Genomic DNA, 19,504 nt, shown 5'->3' with positions numbered 1-19,504 from the left:
CAGGAGGTCTAGTCGTGTTCCAGAATACCAAATGTGAATGTGGACATCAGAACCCGGTCGGTACCGTACTCTGTGAAGCATGCGGTAAGCCGCTGCTCGAAGCTGAGGCTAAATCGAAAGAAGTTCTGGAAATGCGCTATGATGGCAGGGCCCGTCGTTCGCAGCGCAGTAACCCGAATATCATTGATCGTGTGTGGAACTTTTTTTCATCCGTGAAGATTGCGGTCTATCTGATTGTATTTACCCTTGTAGGGTCCATGTTGGGAACCATCTACCCTCAAGAGAGTACGTTTCTCAACATTGATCCATCTGTGTATTACAAAGAAACCTATGGACAGTTGGGGCATATCTATTACCTGTTGGGTCTGTCGCATACATACGAATCCTGGTGGTTCATCCTATTGCTTGTTATGATCGGGGCTTCACTCGTCATATGCAGTTTAGACCGGGTGCTTCCGCTCTATAAGGCACTCAACAAGCAAAAAATCCGTAAACACATGCAGTTTCTAACGAGGCAGCGTCTGGTATACCAAGGTCCCATTGAAGAGGGGGCAGAAGAATGGATTACGAAAGCGGTTACGCCGCTTAAAAAGAAAGGATATCGAGTGCATACAGAGGGAGGTGCCCTGCTGGCCGAGAAGCAACGATTCGCCCGGTGGGGACCCTATGTTATCCACATCGGTTTAATTATTTTTCTTCTGGCTGTGTTGGCCCGTGGACTTCCCGGACTGAATCTGGACGAGCATGTTGCCTTTCCGGAAGGCGAGATAAAAAAAATCCCAAATACCTCTATGTACTTGAAAAATGAGCAGTTCAATGTTGAATTTTACAGTGAAGAGGAAGTTCCCGAGCAGTTTCGAAATTTGAATAAAATTGTTCCAAAACTGTTCGAAACTAAAGTCGTGTTGTATGAATGCACCGCCGATTGCTCGGATCTATCCAAGAAGCCTCAATTAAATGAGGTTGCCCGGCATGATGTAAGGGTGAATCATCCATTAAACTATCATGGGTTGAAAGCGTATCAGTTCGATTACGACCTTACACCTACCATACGCTCGGTAACTCCTGATTTAATCAATGCCAAAACGGGGGAGAAGTACGGTTCAATCCAGATTGACATGGTCGATACAGAGCGCTCCTTCGAGGTAGGTCCATATTTACTTACCGTAAAAGACAAGTTTATGGATTTTGGACTTGATGAGAACGGTCAGCCCAAATCCTTATCGCCTTCACCTAATGCACCAGCCTTTTTATTTGTAATCAAAGGACCGGAGCTGCCCGAGGAAGGCATTCAATATCTTTATTTCGCAAAACAAGTGGATAAACAGCGTTTTAGGCAGGATTCAATAAACCAGCAGCTGATAGGGGGAGAAATTCCTCTGCAGCTTGAAGTTGACAGCATGGATAAGGTTGATATCATCCAATCGGTAAGTTATCTGAATATACGTGTAGATAAGGCAATGCCATTTGTCTGGGTTGGAGCCGGAATTGTGATGTTGGGATTGGTCATGGGCTTCTACTGGCATCACCGTCGTATCTGGATCCGAATTGATGATGGTCAGCTCACGCTGGGAGGACACACCAACAAAAACTGGTTTGGCTTCAGGCGTGAAGTATCAGCCGTGTTAAAACAGATGAATCTTGAAGTGGATGAGAAGTCGTTGGATAACGGGGGGAACCAAGGATGAGTTTATTGGATTTCAGCAGCGACGCATTTATTGTATCTTTTTTTCTCTATTGTGCTGCATTTTTGTTATACGGTATTGCTGTTATGGGCAAGAAGTGGAGTAATCGAGATCCTCAGGCTCATGTAGCCAGATGGGGGAAAAGAGCATTTATCGCTTCGATCGTTGCACTCGCGGCCCATTTCGTTTTCTTTTTTACGCGCTGGGCTGGAGCAGGCCACATCCCTGTCAGTAACATGTATGAATTCATGACTTTTTTATCCATGATGATCATGGTCGCATTTATTGTGGTATATGCCATCTATCGAAAATCATTGCTTGGACTGTTTGCATTACCACTTACCATTATTATTATGGCATACGCCGCCGTATTCCCACAGGAAGTACAGCCTTTAATCCCCGCATTGCAATCGATCTGGCTTAAAATCCATGTAACGCTTGCAGCCCTGGGTGAAGCCTTCTTCGCGGTTGGGTTCGCAGCCGGCTTCATGTATTTGCTCCGTACCGTTGATTTCAGTGGGAAAGACAAATCGTCCAGACGTCAGCGGGGCTGGGTGGAGTTTACCTTCGTTACGATTGTCGTTGTAATCGGGTTTATAGGAACCGTATTTGCCTTTCGCGCGACGGGGTACGAGGCGGTTTTTGTCCAGAAAACGGTCAGCATTGACACAGAGGTACAGGAAGATAGTACAATAGAGAAAGTGATTTATCGCATGCCTCCAATTTTTGCACCTTATCAGAGTGAAGTGGAGAGTATGACACCGTTTCTTGGGATGAAGGAACCTCTACTTGAGACGCCATCCTGGATGAATGGAGTTAACGCCGGGCGCAAATTGAATACGGTAGTCTGGTCATTGATTGTAGGTTTGATTCTCTACGGAATTATACGATTAATCGTAAGAAGACCGCTTGGACAAGCACTACAACCTATGCTGGACGGCATTGATGCTGATGATTTGGATGAAATCAGTTATCGTGCGATCGCCATCGGTTTTCCGATATTTACATTAGGGGCATTAATTTTTGCCATGATTTGGGCTCAGATTGCCTGGAGCCGTTTCTGGGGATGGGATCCCAAAGAAGTGTGGGCATTGATTACATGGCTTTATTATAGTGTGTACCTGCATTTGCGTTTATCCAAAGGGTGGCAGGGCCGAAAATCTGCTTGGCTTGCCGTGCTTGGATTCCTGGTTGTCATGTTTACGCTCGTAGGTGTGAACTTGATCATTGCCGGACTGCACTCTTATGCAGGAGCCGACTAGGATAGGCAGTTTCGCTGAAGTATTGGAGAAAAATCCATGAAACCATGCATTGCCCCTGCATTAAACGTGGGCATTCAAATATTGTTCGCCAGATCGAACATAATAGAAGTGATTGGAGTTATTGCAAAGGGGCTGGAGTGGAATGGCAGAACATGAGAACCGGATACTGGTCGTGGACGATGAGGAACGGATCCGCAGACTTTTGAAAATGTATCTTGAAAAAGAAGGATATGAAATTGATGAAGCTGAAGACGGCGAGACAGCATTGCGAAAAGCAACAGCTGGAGATTATGGCCTGATTTTGCTCGATGTTATGCTGCCTGGCATGGACGGTGTAGAAGTGTGCACTCGTCTTCGTCAGGTGAAATCGACTCCGGTATTGATGCTTACAGCAAAAGGTGAAGAAATTAACCGTGTTCAAGGATTTGAAGTAGGCGCAGATGACTATGTGGTGAAGCCTTTCAGCCCACGTGAAGTGATTTATCGGGTGAAGGCAATCCTGCGTCGTTCTTCGGCAACTGCTTATCTATCCAAAGAGAGTAACTCAAGCAACAATATCGTATTCCCTCATCTGGTTATTGAGCATGATGCTCATCGGGTAACTGCAGGTGGGGAAGAGATAAGTCTTACACCAAAAGAGTATGAGTTATTACATTACCTGGCGACCTCTCCGGACAAAGTGTTCTCCAGAGAGGAATTGCTCAAGGATGTTTGGAATTACGAGTTTTTCGGTGATCTCCGCACCGTGGATACACACGTCAAGCGTCTTCGTGAAAAGCTGAACAAGGTGTCGCCTGAATCGGCGGCTATGATTACGACAGTTTGGGGTGTGGGTTATAAACTGGAAGTACCGAAATAGTTTCAATTTCTGGAGATCACTGGTCGGGAAGTTATGGATTACGATTATATGTCTCGTGGGCTGTGTGCTCATCGCGCTGGGTCTTTTTTTGCTACCGTATATTGATACGAACTTTGCAGAATCGGAGTCTAGAGACATCAAGCGCCTGTTCACGTATGTCTGTATCATCGGGTTCAGTTTGACGACATTCTTCGCCCTCTTTCTGTTTACGAAGATCACTCAGCCGATGCAGCAGCTGATTCAGGCAGCTAATGCAATTCGCAAAGGTAATTATGGGACTAGGCTCTCCCTAGTGACTAGCGACGAGATTGGTGAACTGGCTAACACATTCAATCACATGGCGGCTCAACTGGAGGACAACATTCGGAACCTGAACCATGAAAAGGAACATTTGGCAAGTGTGCTTCGTAGCATGACGGATGCCGTTGTTACTTTTGATGGTGAAGGTAAGGTTATTCTGACGAATCCTCCAGGGGAGAAGATCATGCAGGCTTGGTGTGACCTGGATTGGGCACAGGACGAAGAGGGGCAGGAAGTAAACAATGGGGATGTGTCTTCCCGGGATGTTCCTGAACCACTGATTCCTTTATTCAAACTGGTTATGGAGCATGGCGGCGATCAGAGCTCGAATGTGCATGTTCAGCAGGGAGTGTGGTCTGTTCAGATGACACCTCTATATGCAGATAGTGTTGTTCGAGGTGCGGTTGCCGTTTTGCGTGATGTGACTGAAGAGGTTCGGTTGGAGAAAATGCGTCGTGATTTCGTGGCCAATGTGTCTCATGAAATACGAACGCCGTTATCCATGATGCAAGGTTACAGTGAAGCTCTTCTGGATGGCATGGCAGCTTCTCCCGAGGAAAGTGAAGAATTGATTCAGGTCATTCATGATGAATCCCTACGGATGGGCAGACTGGTCAAGGATCTGCTGGATCTGGCCCGGATGGAAGCGGGGCATACGGATATGGCGATGAAGGAAGTCGATTTGGTGGAACTTCTGGAACGGGTGTATCGGAAATTCTCCGTACGCTCCAAAGAACAGGATATCCGGCTTCATTTTGAATGTAGTCAGTCTACCATTATGCTTCAGCAGGCTGATGAGGATCGTCTTGAGCAGGTATTTACCAATCTGCTTGATAATGCATTTCGTCATACACCTCCCGACAAAAATGTCATTATTGCGGCCACATTGGCTGGAGATCATCGAACGTCCATGGCTAAAGTGTCGATTAAGGATGAGGGTGCGGGTATTCCTACCTCCGATCTGCCATTTATTTTTGAAAGATTCTACAAAGCGGATAAGGCTCGGGTTCGTGGAGAAAGTGTAGGTACTGGACTGGGTCTGGCGATCGTGAAAAATATCGTTGATGCACATCATGGTATCATTCATGTGAACAGCACGCTGGGCGAAGGTACAGAGTTTATATTACAATTTCCGGTGAATTCCCCGAAATAGCCGGATTTCATACGAAAAATGCGGAAACACCCTCCTCAGGAGGGTGTTTTTTTGTTGAAGTGTACCGTTTAATCTTGTTCAACGTGGAACATATAAACGTTGTTGAATTAACGAAACAATTATATTGTCCAAGATAATTTTCCCTCCAACGTGACATAAGCTTGAAAAACAAGGTAGTCAAAGGAGGATTGGATAACGTATGTCGGATAGGCGTAAACGGGTAAATATCAAAGCTTTTTTGGAAGGTAGATCGTTCAGGGCGGGATCGCCCTTCATTCCTATAACAACAGGTGAGCAGGAGCAATTTGAAACGTTACTTCAATCTTTGGCAATCACATTTCCAGCTGCAGTTAGTCAGCCTACATCTGCTAACATACTTGCGCTGCAGTCAGGATTACGGAATGTACTTACTTTTGTTAACGAGTCAGGTTTTCGTGCTGGCGTAAAAGCCGAGCTTCAAGCCGTATTGGAACTAACCATTGCAGCTTCGGAGGTCGTACCTGTTGCATTAGTCAACTTGTCTGGCAACTTGCAGAATCTGCTTGATGATCTGTTGAGTGTGACTTTGTTGCTTGAGGTGCCCCCACCAGAGAAGGATAAACTTGTAGGATTAATTAGGAATACGTCTATAGCACTTAGCCGTGCAACCATAGGAATTGGTTCGTCCGGGATAACCGGACCTGCTGGTCCACCGGGGGTACCCGGAGTACCCGGAGTGCCCGGTGTGCCTGGAGTACAGGGGCCGGCAGGGCCTCCTGGAGAGGCGGGCTTAGCGGGTCCAGCAGGCCCAGTAGGTCCAGCAGGTCCCGTAGGTCCGATTGGTCCTGCTGGACCACAAGGTGCTCAGGGTCCAGCAGGACCAACTGGAGTAGGGTTTAATAATGTAACACCATATGATCCAGCAGAAGGGCCCAGTTATTCTCAAGGCCAAGTACTCAGTTATGATGGGAATTTATATATAGCTAATGTAAATAGTCCAACGGGTATCCCGGGAAGTTCGCCAGATTTTACATTATTGTTATCGGGTGGAACAACTGGTGCTACGGGAGCAACAGGTGCAGGTTTAACAGGCATTGCTCCTTTTGATCCTGCGCTTGCTCCGTCGTATGCTTCCGGGCAAATTGTAACCTATGCAGGTGGAACATATATTACGAATGTGGCATCTCCAACGGGGACACCAGGAACTTCTGGGGATTACACTATACTTGCGAGTGCAGGAGTAACTGGCACGACTGGAGCAACAGGCTTAGGCCTGGAAGGATCGGTGCCATTTGATCCCGCTGCGGCTCCGACATATCCATCGGGTCAAGTGGTTACGTTCAATGGCAGTACTTATATTACCAATGTGGCATCTCCGACAGGAACGCCAAATACATCTCCGGATTATACATTGCTGGCGGGGTCAGGACCTACTGGTTCAACTGGTCCAACGGGAGCGACAGGAGCAGGTCTAACTGGAATTTTGCCGTTTGATCCGGCCGTGGCACCAACATACCCAGCCGGTCAAATCGTTACTTTTAACGGCAGTACGTATATTACCAATACAGCATCGCCAACGGGAACACCAGGAACGTCTCCAGACTACACGTTATTGGCGGGGGCAGGGGCCACAGGAATAACCGGAGCCACGGGTGTAAGTATAACAGGAAGCACAGGAAGTCCTGGAGCTACAGGTCCAACAGGATCGACTGGAGTAGGGCTAAGCGGGATTTTACCGTTTGATCCAGCCGTTGCACCGACATATCCAGCAGGTCAGGTGGTCACGTTCAACGGAAGTACCTATATTGCTACTGTTGCATCGCCAACGGGAACACCAGGAACGTCTCCAGACTACACGTTGTTGGCGGGAGCAGGGGCCACAGGAATAACCGGAGCAACGGGTGTAAGTATAACAGGAGGCACAGGAAGTCCCGGAGCTACAGGTCCAACAGGATCGACAGGAGTAGGGCTAAGTGGGATTTTGCCGTTTGATCCTGCCGTTGCGCCTACGTACCCAGCAGGTCAAGTGGTCACTTTCAACGGAAGTACGTATATCGCCACTATTACATCCCCAACGGGAACACCAGGGACATCTCCAGACTACACGTTGTTGGCGGGTGCAGGGGCGACAGGAGTAACTGGTGCAACGGGCTTGAGTGTCACAGGCAGTACTGGGGCAACGGGTATAACTGGAGCTACAGGAGTAGGTTTGGGTGGAGTGGTACCATTTGATCCGGCTGTGGCTCCGACATACCCAGCGGGTCAGGTAGTTACATTTAACGGCGGTACGTATATTGCGAATGTCGCTGCACCAACGGGAACACCGGGAAGTTCTCCGGACTACACATTACTGGCGGGAGCAGGGGCTACCGGCGTTACTGGAGTTACTGGGGTTAGCGGTGTTACCGGAGACACGGGTATAACTGGGGCGACAGGAATTACAGGTATCACGGGTGCGACAGGGGTTGGTTTGAGCGGAGTGGTACCATTCGATCCGGCAGTGGCTCCAACGTACCCAGCGGGTCAAGTGGTAACGTTTAACGGCAGCACGTATATTACGAATGTTGCTGCACCGACAGGAAGCCCAGGAACCTCCCCGGATTACACATTACTGGTTGGTGTAGGGGCAACTGGAGTGACTGGTGTTACGGGAGTTACAGGTGAAACTGGAGCAACAGGCATCACGGGGATAACGGGAGCAACGGGTATTGGCTTGAGCGGAGTGGTACCATTCGATCCGGCAGTGGCTCCAACGTACCCAGCGGGTCAAGTGGTAACGTTTAACGGCAGCACGTATATTACGAATGTTGCTGCACCGACAGGAAGCCCAGGAACCTCCCCGGATTACACATTACTGGCGGGTGTAGGGGCAACAGGTGTCACAGGCAACACAGGTTTTACAGGTGAGACCGGGGCGACAGGAAATACAGGTATCACGGGTGCAACAGGGGTTGGTTTGAGTGGGGTGGTACCATTCGATCCAGCTGTGGCACCAACATACCCATTGGGTCAGGTAGTTACGTTCAACGGTAGTACGTATATTGCCAATGTCGCTGGACCAACTGGGACACCGGGGACATCCCCAGACTACACGTTGTTAGCAGGTTCAGGAGCAACGGGTGTCACAGGCATTACAGGTATTACAGGTGAAACCGGAGCGACAGGAATTACAGGCACCACGGGAGCGACGGGTATCGGTTTGAGTGGAGTGGTCCCTTTCGATCCAGCTGTGGCACCAACATATCCAGCCGGTCAGGTAGTTACGTTTAACGGCAGCACGTATATTGTCAATGTTGCAGCTCCAACAGGAACACCAGGAACCTCCCCAGACTACACATTACTGGCAGGCGCAGGGGCAACAGGTGTTACCGGATTAACTGGAGTAACGGGTGGTACAGGCGAAACTGGAGTTACCGGATTAACCGGAGCCACAGGCATCACAGGTATTACAGGTGAAACCGGAGCGACAGGAATTACAGGCACCACGGGAGCGACGGGTATCGGTTTGAGTGGAGTGGTCCCTTTCGATCCAGCTGTGGCACCAACATATCCAGCCGGTCAGGTAGTTACGTTCAACGGCAGCACGTATATTACGAATGTTGCAGCCCCAACAGGAACACCAGGGACCTCCCCAGACTACACATTACTGGCAGGAGTAGGGGCAACAGGTGTTACCGGATCAACTGGAGTAACCGGAATTACCGGCGCAACAGGCATCACAGGTTTAACAGGTGAAACTGGTGCGACAGGTGTAACAGGAGCTACTGGTGTAGGTGTAACCGGAAGTACTGGAGCGACAGGAACAACTGGAGTAACAGGAGAAACCGGTATAACGGGAGCCACTGGAATAGGCATAACGGGAAGTACCGGGGCAACAGGAGCTACTGGGGTAGGCATAACCGGAAGTACCGGAACGACAGGAACAGCTGGTGTAACAGGAGAAACCGGTATAACGGGAGCCACTGGAGTTGGCATAACGGGAAGTACTGGTGCAACAGGAGCTACTGGTGCCACAGGTGCAACGGGACTTACAGGTGCAACAGGCGCAACAGGAGAGACGGGTGTCGGTACCACTGGGGCAACTGGTGCCACAGGTGCAACAGGAACTTCAGTTACAGCAGCATCTTCTTATGCAGAGAATACAAGTGGTACAATTCTTGTTCTTTTGGGCGGAACGGCTGTAGCTCTGCCTAATAATCAAAACATTGGTACCGGAATTACCGTGAATGGAACCAGTGATACGTTTACTCTCGCTACGGCAGGACGTTATTATATTAGTTACAAAATCAATCTTACTGCAGCGCTCGCTGTCCAATCTCGTATACTGCTGAATGGTGCTGTAGTTCCACCAAGTGTAATCTCGCCAGTACTTTCACTTAGCCAGTTAGCAACCGACTTTATAGTAACCGTCACAGCTGGATCAACCATTCAACTGCAGTTGTTTGGTTTAGTTGCAACAGCAGTACTGTCACCTCCGGGTGCAACACTTAACATTATTCGATTAAGCTAAAGTAGAAAAAAAGAGACGAACCCTTCAGGGATCGTCTCTTTTGACTATCTATGCACGATGTGGCAACTATTCAAGAACAATTTCAACAGCTGTATTAAGCTCAGGCAGACCTGTAAGCTGGACAAGGACATCTTTTGGAACTGCTTTATCCACAGTCAGAATCATGATTGCAGCACCGCCGATAATTTTCCGTCCCACTTGCATGGAGGCAATGTTGACATCATTTTGACCAAGCAGCGTACCTACCCGTCCGATGATACCTGGCTTATCGTTATGGGAGATCAAAATTTGGTGACTTTCTGGAGCGATATCAACCGGGAATTTGTCCAGGCGTACGATCCGTTCTCCGTAACCAGCAAGCAGCGTACCGGCTACACGGCGTTCCTCTGCTTCCTGTGTCGTTACCAACGTAACTGTGATGAGGTTAGTAAACCCTTTAGTTGTGGATGTTTGGCTTACAACTACATTCAGATCGCGGGTTTTGGCCAGATGCATGGAGTTAACGATATTTGCTTCTCCGCCCAAATGTCTTGCGAGAATGCCTTTAACAATGTAACGAGTGAGTGGCGACGTATCTACTTCTGAAAGGTCACCTGCATAGTCAATTCGAATCTCTTGCACTGCATTTTGTGTAATTTGGGCTGCAAAGCTGCCCAGTGTTTCACCAAGCTTAAAGTACGGCTGGAGTTTGTTCATTACTGTTGGTGCAACAGCTGGCATGTTCACAGCGTTTTTGAACGGTTCATTCCGCAAAATATGAAGTACCTGCTCCGATACATCAATCGCTACATTTTCTTGTGCTTCCACGGTGGATGCACCCAGGTGAGGCGTAACGATGATACTTGGGTGATTCAGGAAAGGATGATCCTGTGCTGGTGGCTCGCTTTCAAACACGTCAAATGCAGCACCTGCAACAATACCTTCATCGATCGCTTCCACAAGAGCCATTTCATCAATGACTCCGCCACGAGCACAGTTGATAATGCGCATACCCTTTTTCATGATTTCAAATTGTGCACGGGAGATCATGTGACGAGTTTCAGGTGTCAATGGAGTGTGTACCGTCATGAAGTCGGCATTACGAATGATGTCATCCACGCTGGCCAGTTTAACTTGAAGTTTCTCAGCACGTTCTTGGGTAAGAAACGGGTCATATGCGAGAATATCCATACCAAAGGCTTTTGCACGTTTGGCAACCTCACTGCCGATTCGTCCCATTCCGAGTACGCCCAGAGTTTTATTTCTGAGTTCCACACCCAGGAAGGTCTTGCGATCCCATGTACCTTGAATGGTTTTGGCGTAAGCCTGTGGGATGTGACGTGCCAATGCCATCATCATGGCAAATGTATGCTCACATGTCGTGATGGTATTACCATCAGGCGCATTAATAACGATGATACCGCGTTGAGTGGCAGCCTCCAGGTCAATGTTATCCACCCCAACCCCTGCACGGCCAATGACTTTGAGATTGGTTCCAGCAGCCATAATACGATCTGTAACTCGAGTTTGGCTTCGAACGAGAAGGGCGTCATAATTACCAATAATGGCTACAAGCTCATCTTCACTAAGACCGGTATTTTTCTCAACTACAACATCATTTGCATCCACCAGTTGCTGAATACCCAGATCACTGATTGGGTCCGATACTAACACTTTGTACATGGTTTCTTCCTCCTTAGTATGTGTATCTATATCGTCAAGGACTTACCTCTACAATGAGGTGTTCCTTAAAACCGGGTTCATCCTTCCGCCCAACAACGCGGTGTCGCAGCAGAGGAGAGGGGTGTAATAATAGAGTGGACCCACGTATATTCCTAAAAATAAATCAAAAAACTCTCAATCCACATACTGCTTGCGCAATAAGGGACGAGAGTTGTCGTGGTACCACCCTAATTCACTGCCGCTTCGCAACGACAGTCTTCACGGTCAATAAAGACCGAAGAGGATAACGGCTCTAAACCGATTGCACCTACTCTAATTTCAATGCAATAACTCAGGAACGCTCAAGATTCATTGCCTGCCACCGATTTGCACCATCCATCGGCTCTCTGTAAGAACAAAGCAACATCTTTTTTCCATCATCGTGTTTAACGTGACTAATTTTTTCATAATGTATCATGGCTAACATGACCATGTCAATAGGCATAAATGTTTTAATGCAGATGACTGGGATTAGGTTCATTTATCAGCGAGTTTACTATGAAAGATGCCTAAATCATATAACTGAAAGTCGTATAAAATTCAAGATTTAAAAAATCAAATCAGACGTTACGATGAGAGTGAAATTCGGGTAACAAAGGATAGGGAACCAGGACTTGAGGCAGGTCTTGAACCAATTTGGATTTTTGGCTATCATTTAGTATACTATCCGATTGGGCAGCCAAGTAGGTTATCCATCAAATATCTAGTAAGAGGACAGACGCAGGCAATGAAAAAATCAAAGTTTTCCAAGTTCAAGATTCAGAAGGCTGAACCGCAGCAGCTTACCGAGCGCTTGCTTCTGATTAATCTATACTTTACACAAGGTTTAACTCTGATCATTGGAGTTGTGTGGATTTTATTGCAGAAGCGAAATCTGTTCGACGTGCTTGCTTGGCCCGAAAGTTTTCATTTTATTTGGTGGGGGCTTGGTCTTGCCGGCATTATGCTCGTCATGGATTTGGTCCTGTCTTATGTCATTCCTCAGGAAAGCATGGATGACGGAGGAATCAATGATATGCTGTTCAGGTCACGCCCCATCTGGCATATCGTATGTATAGCAGCTATTGTCGCTATTTGTGAAGAATTATTGTTTCGCGGAGCCATACAGCATGCCATTGGCCCTTACTGGACTAGCATACTGTTTGCAGTAATTCATATTCGATATCTTCGCCACTGGATTCCTACAGGTTGGGTTTTTGTTTCTAGCTATGGATTGGGTTGGATTTATTTGCAATCCGGCACATTGTGGGCGCCGATATTATGTCACTTTATTATTGATTTGGTGTCCGGATTAGCGATACGTTTTCGGAGGGGATCATGAACCAGCAATTAAGCAGAATGAAGACATATGGCAGTCAGCGCCACCGCCACTCGGACAAAACAGAGAAGACCGAGCGGACTACGGCTCCTCAAGTGAACTTGGTTCCTGAACCGGCTGCTGCACTGGAGGGGGCGGGGGCTTCATTGTCCACCGTATCCGTACCAAGATCACAACGCAAGTCGTATGTATCAGCACTGGAAAGCCCGGTGCTCCCCAGCCGGGCTCCGGCACGTTCCAAAACTCCGCAAAAAGCGACCGATGAAACGGTCACTGAAGCAGGCTCACTTCCTACCCGGACTGAGCTTCATCCTTCTCGCCGATTGCGGTTAAGTAAACGGTTTGTCAACTCACTCATCATTATTTTTGTTTTACTCACGATCAGCCTGGTCTGGTGGGGCATAAAAGGGGCTCCGCCACTAAACACATTTCTTCCTTGGCCTTGGTAATGATGGTCTGGTTCGCATCTGTGTTTATGGTGGTTTTCATATTGATCGTTCATATGTGGCGTGAAGCGCACCTTCACCGGGTCGTGGAGGATGATGTTGAAATAAACGCCTTACCCCTTTCGTTTGATGGAAGCGTCATTTTGTATGTATCAGACCTTCATAAGAGGAGATTGAGGCAGGAGGACATTAAGCCATTATTGGGCCAGGTGGACTGGGTTCTGATAGGTGGAGATGTGGCGGAGAAGGGGATTTCATGGTCCATCGTCAGACGTAATATGCAACTACTGACCAATATCGGTCCTGCTTATGCAGTTTATGGAAACCATGACAAACATGCGGGAACAGCTCAGTTGGCCCGGATTTTTGAGGAAACCGGGGTTCGGCTTCTGCAGGATCAGGTTGTGTCTCTTCAAAAGAGGGATTCCAGCATAAAGCTGGCCGGAGCGGATTATCGGTCTCGTGAACTTAGCAATCACCTAACGGAAAAGGACCAAAATGATTGCGTAATTGTTTTAGTTCACGATCCGCTTCAAGCGAAGAGTGTTCATGATTATGCTGATCTTATCTTAAGTGGGCATACACACGGGGGACAACTCGTGATCCCGTTTCTTGGACCGATTTTCCTTAACCAAGCTTACCGGAATGTGTCGAACGGATGGTACACCTTGAAACGAATGAACGATGATCCGGATGGGAAAATGCTGGTTAGCAGAGGTTATGGAACGAATCATTTGCCGCTCAGGTTATGCTGTCCAGCTGAGATGCACAAGATTACTTTAAAATCGATGAAAATAAAATAAAACAGCCTTGATCTATATGGATCAGGGCTGTTTATCTATATCCTCACCTGGCTTGAAGCTCTATCGAACGAGGGTCAACAAAAGAATATCCCTTGTTCTCCAGCTTCGTTAACAAATCATCTAGTGCCTCTACAGTCCAAGGAAGTTCATGCATCAATATATTGCTTCCGGGATTTAACTGATCAAGCACATTCTGAACGACTTTATCGGGTTTGTTCTGAGTACTCTTGTCCCAGTCCAGCGAACCGTTGGACCATGTCATGTATAACATGCCATTTTGTTTGACGGTTTCTTTCAAAGCGTCATTACCAGATCCAAAGGGAGGGCGGAAGAATTCAGGCTCCACACCAATGGTTTCTTTGACGATGTGTTGAACATCCGTTACCTGCTTGGCAGCTTCGGAAGCGGACATTTTTTTGAGATCCTCGTGGTCCCAAGCATGGTTACCAATAATTTGCTCACGCTCGTAAATCAGCTTTAGCAATTCCGGATGGCTTTTGACACGATATCCATTAACGAAAAATATGGCTTTGGCATCATGTTTGTCAAGTGTATCAATTAATCCATTAATCATTTCTGCTTCCTTAGGGCCGTCATCGAATGTCAGAAGAACGACCTTCTTCTCACCCTTTTCATCATTGGGTTTGATGTAATAATTTTCATTCATATGATACGTTTTCTCAATGTGTTGTTCTTTTTTATCCTCAGTTGTCTCTTGTTCTGTTTCTTGTTCTTGTGTTTGCTCTAGGCTGTCTTGAGACGAAGGTAGGCCATTTTCCACTGCGTTTGAAGTGTTGCTTTCTTCACTTGGTGCAGAGGAGACCGTTTCGTTTTCAGGAGTGGTGTTTTCGGTAGTAGGTGTTTCCTGCTCCCCACATGCTGACAACAGGAGACATGCGGCAAAAAGGATAGCGGCAGTCGTTTTTAACATAATTTCAACTCACTTTCCTGTATTTATGCGGAATGAGATGTCGAGCTTCCGCAAACACTAGTTGTGATCTTAACATAAGAGGAGGTTGGTGTAATGAAGGCGTCATCCTTTTTTTGGGGGATTGTAGTTGGTGTTGCTGCCAGTTCATATCTGTCCAAAGGCAAAATTCCCATGTTGTCTTCACTCTCGTCCGGCAACATGATGGGTCAAGCCAAGCACAAGATGATGGAAATGACTTTTCCAGGCATGGATGGATTCAGCCCTAAGAATAATGAGCATGGTGAATCCCACAAAAGTGCATTGAAAAAAACACCAAGAGCCATTACCCCGCAGGAAAAAGAAGAAAACATGAACATGCTCAAAGATTTTATTCGCACCAATCCGGATGTTAAACATGAAGTTGAGCAAATTTTGAGTCAAACAAACACAACAGTACCCGGTTTATAAACCAAAACTACTGGAATAGAATCAACCACAGTCTTGTTTGATGTGGATTGATTCTTTTTTTGTCGATTTTACTTCGTGCATTTGCAGGTATAAAATGATAACATAACTACATAGATTTATTTTCAGCACATATTGTTTTGTGCTTCATAATCTGTTATAAGACTTGCTTATAAAGGGGAGATCCTGTATGAAAATAGAACGATTAAGTCACGATAAGATACGGATTTTCCTGACCTTTGACGATCTGAGCGAGCGCGGAATACAAAAAGAAGATATGTGGCAGGAAATACCTAAAGTTCATGAACTGTTCACTGAAATGATGGATCAGGCATATTCCGAACTTGGGTTCGATGCTACAGGTCCGCTTGCTGTCGAAGTATTCGCACTTCCCGCTCAAGGAATGGTGGTCATTGTTACGCGTGGGAAATATGATCCGCAACAATATGGTTCCGGCCATGAGGATGATCTGCCTGAAGAAGTATACGAGATGGAAGTTACACTGGAGCAGAGCGATTCCATTGTATATGCCTTTAAGGATTTTGAAATCTTGATTGAGGCTGCACATATGTTGCGTCAACATGTAACGAATGCGGGAAGACTTTATTCCTATAAAGATAAGTGGTTCCTGCATCTGGAACCGGACGAAGTCGATAGCACCAAACATGCTGCCTTAATAGCATTGCTTGCTGAATTTGGTGAGGGTTCTTCGGTTACGCCAGCGGTAATGGAAGAGTACGGTAAAGTTATTATGCCTGAACAGGCCATTGAAGTGATCTGCACCCATTTCAAACGTCAGGATTAAATTCAATTGCAAACGCGTCTTAGTCAGAGGAGGGAATTTCGGTGCTTTTGTTTTCGGTTTTAGCGGCAGCAGTAGCTCCGGGTCTCGCCTTGTTAACATATTTTTATCTGAAAGACCGTTATGATTCCGAGCCGCTTCATATGGTACTGAGAGTATTCGTTATGGGTATTTTGATGGTGTTGCCTGTGATGATTATTCAGCGAGGTATGATGTTATGGCTCGGAGATAACCCCTACGTTGAGTCCATTCTCATTTCGGGCGGGGTTGAGGAATTTGTTAAATGGTTTGTGTTATACCACATCATTTATAATCACACGGAGTTTGATGAGCCATATGACGGTATTCTTTACGCTGTTGCTGTTTCGCTTGGTTTTGCAACGGTGGAGAATGTATTGTATGCCTTTGCGGGGAATGCCTCCGTCTCAGCCATGTTTCTCCGTGCATTACTTCCTGTGTCAGGACACGCCATGTTTGCGGTAATTATGGGGTATTACATGGGGCGGGCCAAGTTTTCGGATGGCAAGAAGAAACGTTGGTTCCTGATGCTATCGCTGTTGCTTCCATTTTTCTGGCATGCACTCTACGATGTCATCATGAACACGATGGTAAACTACTGGCTGTGGTTCATAGCACCGCTAATGGCGGGATTGTGGTATGGGGCCATGGGCAAAATTACGCGGGCTAATAACCGCTCTCCTTTTCGATTTGTGAAACGGGAGGAAGAGGTTAAATTATAGAAATACGGACACACTGGTGGACATGGAGCGCGTACTGCGCCTGATGCCCCGGTGTGTTTTTTTGTTTTCGACCTAAAGAATCTCCGGGGAATGAACAACAGAAACGGGGACAGCGTAATGAGGATAAAAATAAAAATCAGATGCAAACAGTGCGGAGAGCGGTTTACGCTGCGCGGCAAAAAAGAAAGAGGGCGAATTGAGACCGGATTCAAGCAGTGTCTGTGTGATAATCGGGATCAATTTGAAATTGTAGAAGATGGCGGTACGTCTTGGATTCAAATGAATTAAATAGCTCGTAAAGAGTCAAACATTGTGCCGGCTGGAAAACCGATGCATAAGAGGACTTTCTTCGATCCACAATATAGATAGTGGTTCAGATGAAAGGAGACTCTACCGATGTATAAACGTTTAAGTTCAGTCATGTTTCCGATATTTGCAGTATTGCTGATCGGTGCCCTTGTTTGGGGATACCAGGAGAACCAGGAGAAAAATGCGATCTTGATCAAGGCGGAGAATCAGTATCAGCGTGCATTTCATGATTTGTCTTTCCATATGGACAAGTTGCACTCTGAAATCGGTAATACACTGGCGGTAAACTCCACATCCCAGGGCATGCACCGTAAAGGTCTGATGAATGTGTGGCGGCTTACCAGCGAGGCGCAAAATGAGATTAACCAACTGCCACTAACCATGCTGCCTTTTAACGAGACGGAGGAATTTCTTTCTCGAATCTCAAACTTTGCTTATCAGGCATCCATGCGTGATTTAACCAATGAACCACTAAGTGAGAAGGAAGTGGGCAACCTGAAAAGGCTGTACCAAAATTCCTCCGAAATCACTAAAAACCTACAGGAAGTCCAGCAAAAAGTGCTTTCTGACCGCTTGCGCTGGATGGATGCCGAAACGGCTATGGCGACAGAAGAAGAAACGATGGATAACACCATTGTCGATGGATTTCGCACGGTGAACAAAAAAGTACAGGAGTATCCTGAACTGGATTGGGGCCCTTCGGTATCCAGCATTTATGCAAAACGTTCAGTCAAAAAGCTTGATGGTATTCCGGTATCAAAAGAACAAATTCAAAGTAAAGCTGCGAAATTCTCGAATGCAGACAGCAGCAAGATCCAGGTTCAGGAGAATGGTAAAGGTACGGATTGGGAGTCCTATACCGCTACAATCAATCAAGGCAAAGAAAGCAAGTTGATGATGGATTTTACCCGCAATGGGGGCATGCTGATTTCCTACAGCGATACTAGACCGATTGGCGCGAAAAAGGTCTCACGTTCAGATGCCATGGCCAAAGCGGATCAATTTCTCGTCAATAAGGGCTACAAAGATATGAAAGCAGTAAACTACGATGAGTATGGTAACTTGGCAAACTTAACGTATGTTCGCAAACAAGGGGATACCCTGCTTTATCCGGAGAAAATGTCTGTACGCGTCGGTCTGGATACAGGAGACGTTACTGGCTTCCAGGCAAGTGATTATGTCTATGAGCATCAAAAACAACGGCAAATACCAAAAGCGACTCTTACCGAAGCACAAGCTCGCAAAAAGCTTAATCCTGAATTTGAGGAGAGCTATGCACGTAAGTCATTAATTGAGAATGATTACAGCAAGGAAGTATTATGTTATGAATTCGGCGGACGCATCAACGGGACGAAATACCGAATTTATATCAACGCTAATACAGGGGTCGAAGAAGCAGTTGAAGAAATTAAACCTGTGAATGCGACTTCCTAGAATTTAAAGGGAAAACGACAGACAATAATTTTACCAAACAGACCACCTCGTGGTCTGTTTTTTGTTATCCGCTATGAGAAAGGTCATGGTATAATAGTCCTTGTACATACGATGATGAATAGTAAGGTGGCGGTGAAGAGCTTGTATCCGAAAATTAATGAAATTTTACACATCCAAATTGCCTCAGCAGATGAAAAAGAAGAGAGCAAGGAATACAAATCCCGTATAGCAGACATGGATGATCACAGTTTTTTGATTGAAGTACCGATGCAGCAAGGTAGCAGTCGTTTGAAAAGATTGTATTTCGGCGAAGAACTGTCCATCTCTTATATCACTGAGGATGGCGTCAGACATTATTTCAATACGTACGTGACCGGATTTGAAGAAGATGTGGTAAGGCTTGTGCGTATACGCAAACCGCTGCCTGATGATATCTCAAAAATACAACGACGCAGCTTCCTGCGTGTTCATGCGAATCTTGAACTAGCCATTCAAGCAGAAGATCTGACTCGTGCGGTGGGATTGACCGAGGATATAGGTGGCGGGGGGTTGTCTATATATGGAGAACCAAATTTCCCGATTGCGGAAGGGCAAAAGTTGAATTGCTGGCTGCTCGTTCCCTATCGGAATTCTACGATTGAACATGTGGCTTTCGAGGCTGAAGTGGTTCGCATTAAAACCCTCGAGTCTGGAAGACAGCTCTGCATGTTGAAATTTACCCAAATCACAGACTCGGAGCGGCAAAAAATCATTAAGTTCTGCTTTGAACGGCAGCTGGATTATCGTACGAAGTAAGGGCGGATTTTTTGAATAAAAAGGAAATATGGC

At 46.5% G+C, this 19,504-nt stretch carries 16 protein-coding genes and 1 other annotated feature; of the genes, 14 read left to right on the top strand and 2 right to left on the bottom strand.

Going from position 1 to position 19,504, the window contains the following annotated elements:
• The first annotated feature begins 14 nt into the window (after nt 1-14).
• The 5 genes from resB (at nt 15) to MHB82_RS19975 (ending at nt 9,748) form a co-directional block, all read left to right on the top strand.
• Nucleotides 15-1,688 carry a cytochrome c biogenesis protein ResB gene (gene resB / locus MHB82_RS19995; RefSeq protein ID WP_341175680.1) on the top strand — a complete coding sequence of 558 codons (1,674 nt, stop codon included), beginning with the start codon at nt 15-17 and terminating at the stop codon, nt 1,686-1,688.
• Nucleotides 1,685-2,947 carry a cytochrome c biogenesis protein CcsA gene (ccsA, locus tag MHB82_RS19990; RefSeq protein WP_095359239.1) on the top strand — a complete coding sequence of 421 codons (1,263 nt, stop codon included), beginning with the start codon at nt 1,685-1,687 and terminating at the stop codon, nt 2,945-2,947. Before resB ends, ccsA begins: the two co-directional genes overlap by 4 nt.
• Before the next feature lie 142 nt (nt 2,948-3,089).
• Nucleotides 3,090-3,806 (top strand): response regulator transcription factor, encoded by a 717-nt coding sequence (locus tag MHB82_RS19985; RefSeq protein ID WP_017687664.1) that lies wholly within the window; start codon nt 3,090-3,092, stop codon nt 3,804-3,806.
• 55 nt (nt 3,807-3,861) lie between these two features.
• Complete coding sequence (locus MHB82_RS19980; RefSeq protein ID WP_341176670.1) at nt 3,862-5,259, top strand: ATP-binding protein; 1,398 nt, start codon at nt 3,862-3,864, stop codon at nt 5,257-5,259.
• Nucleotides 5,260-5,458: 199 nt separating this feature from the next.
• Nucleotides 5,459-9,748: a BclA C-terminal domain-containing protein gene (locus MHB82_RS19975; protein ID WP_341175679.1), complete on the top strand. Its 4,290-nt coding sequence runs from the start codon at nt 5,459-5,461 to the stop codon at nt 9,746-9,748.
• Between the two features lie 66 nt (nt 9,749-9,814).
• On the opposite strand, the gene serA is transcribed toward MHB82_RS19975, so the two are convergent.
• Nucleotides 9,815-11,410 (bottom strand): phosphoglycerate dehydrogenase, encoded by a 1,596-nt coding sequence (gene serA / locus MHB82_RS19970; RefSeq protein ID WP_095292930.1) that lies wholly within the window; start codon nt 11,408-11,410, stop codon nt 9,815-9,817.
• 197 nt (nt 11,411-11,607) lie between these two features.
• Nucleotides 11,608-11,839, bottom strand: a binding site (T-box leader).
• A 337-nt stretch (nt 11,840-12,176) separates the two neighbouring features.
• Here serA and MHB82_RS19965 point away from each other — a divergent pair.
• Genes MHB82_RS19965 through MHB82_RS19955 form a run of 3 tightly spaced genes read left to right on the top strand, consistent with a single transcriptional unit; the run spans nt 12,177 to nt 14,016 of the window.
• Nucleotides 12,177-12,770 carry a type II CAAX endopeptidase family protein gene (locus MHB82_RS19965; RefSeq protein WP_341175678.1) on the top strand — a complete coding sequence of 198 codons (594 nt, stop codon included), beginning with the start codon at nt 12,177-12,179 and terminating at the stop codon, nt 12,768-12,770.
• Nucleotides 12,767-13,216 carry a hypothetical protein gene (locus MHB82_RS19960; RefSeq protein WP_341175677.1) on the top strand — a complete coding sequence of 150 codons (450 nt, stop codon included), beginning with the start codon at nt 12,767-12,769 and terminating at the stop codon, nt 13,214-13,216. The genes MHB82_RS19965 and MHB82_RS19960 overlap by 4 nt, the downstream gene beginning before the upstream one ends.
• 41 nt (nt 13,217-13,257) lie before the next feature.
• Nucleotides 13,258-14,016, top strand: coding sequence for a metallophosphoesterase (locus MHB82_RS19955; protein WP_341175676.1), 759 nt, complete (start codon nt 13,258-13,260; stop codon nt 14,014-14,016).
• Between the two features lie 43 nt (nt 14,017-14,059).
• Here the strand turns inward: MHB82_RS19955 and MHB82_RS19950 are convergent, their stop codons facing one another.
• Nucleotides 14,060-14,947: a polysaccharide deacetylase family protein gene (locus MHB82_RS19950; protein ID WP_341175675.1), complete on the bottom strand. Its 888-nt coding sequence runs from the start codon at nt 14,945-14,947 to the stop codon at nt 14,060-14,062.
• Between the two features lie 93 nt (nt 14,948-15,040).
• Here MHB82_RS19950 and MHB82_RS19945 point away from each other — a divergent pair, with 93 nt between their 5' ends.
• The 6 genes from MHB82_RS19945 (at nt 15,041) to MHB82_RS19920 (ending at nt 19,471) form a co-directional block, all read left to right on the top strand.
• A complete protein-coding gene (locus MHB82_RS19945) occupies nt 15,041-15,394 on the top strand; it encodes a hypothetical protein (RefSeq protein ID WP_341175674.1) in 354 nt (117 codons plus the stop codon).
• Nucleotides 15,395-15,581: 187 nt separating this feature from the next.
• Nucleotides 15,582-16,196 (top strand): genetic competence negative regulator, encoded by a 615-nt coding sequence (locus MHB82_RS19940; RefSeq protein ID WP_095361944.1) that lies wholly within the window; start codon nt 15,582-15,584, stop codon nt 16,194-16,196.
• 41 nt (nt 16,197-16,237) lie between these two features.
• Nucleotides 16,238-16,933 (top strand): glutamic-type intramembrane protease PrsW, encoded by a 696-nt coding sequence (prsW, locus tag MHB82_RS19935; RefSeq protein ID WP_110759019.1) that lies wholly within the window; start codon nt 16,238-16,240, stop codon nt 16,931-16,933.
• 90 nt (nt 16,934-17,023) lie between these two features.
• Nucleotides 17,024-17,221 (top strand): hypothetical protein, encoded by a 198-nt coding sequence (locus tag MHB82_RS19930; RefSeq protein WP_341176725.1) that lies wholly within the window; start codon nt 17,024-17,026, stop codon nt 17,219-17,221.
• A 108-nt stretch (nt 17,222-17,329) separates the two neighbouring features.
• On the top strand, nt 17,330-18,676 hold the full coding sequence (ypeB, locus tag MHB82_RS19925; protein WP_095361942.1) for a germination protein YpeB: 1,347 nt from the start codon (nt 17,330-17,332) through the stop codon (nt 18,674-18,676).
• Nucleotides 18,677-18,817: 141 nt separating this feature from the next.
• The gene (locus MHB82_RS19920; RefSeq protein ID WP_095292911.1) at nt 18,818-19,471 is read left to right on the top strand and encodes a flagellar brake protein; all 654 of its coding nucleotides are present in this window, start codon (nt 18,818-18,820) and stop codon (nt 19,469-19,471) included.
• Nucleotides 19,472-19,504 lie beyond the last annotated feature (33 nt).

The sequence above is a fragment of the Paenibacillus sp. FSL K6-2862 genome (assembly GCF_038005125.1).
Taxonomy (GTDB): domain Bacteria; phylum Bacillota; class Bacilli; order Paenibacillales; family Paenibacillaceae; genus Paenibacillus; species Paenibacillus illinoisensis_A.
The sequence above is the reverse complement of the archived record's forward strand: the minus strand, read 5'-3'. Positions and strand labels throughout refer to the sequence as shown.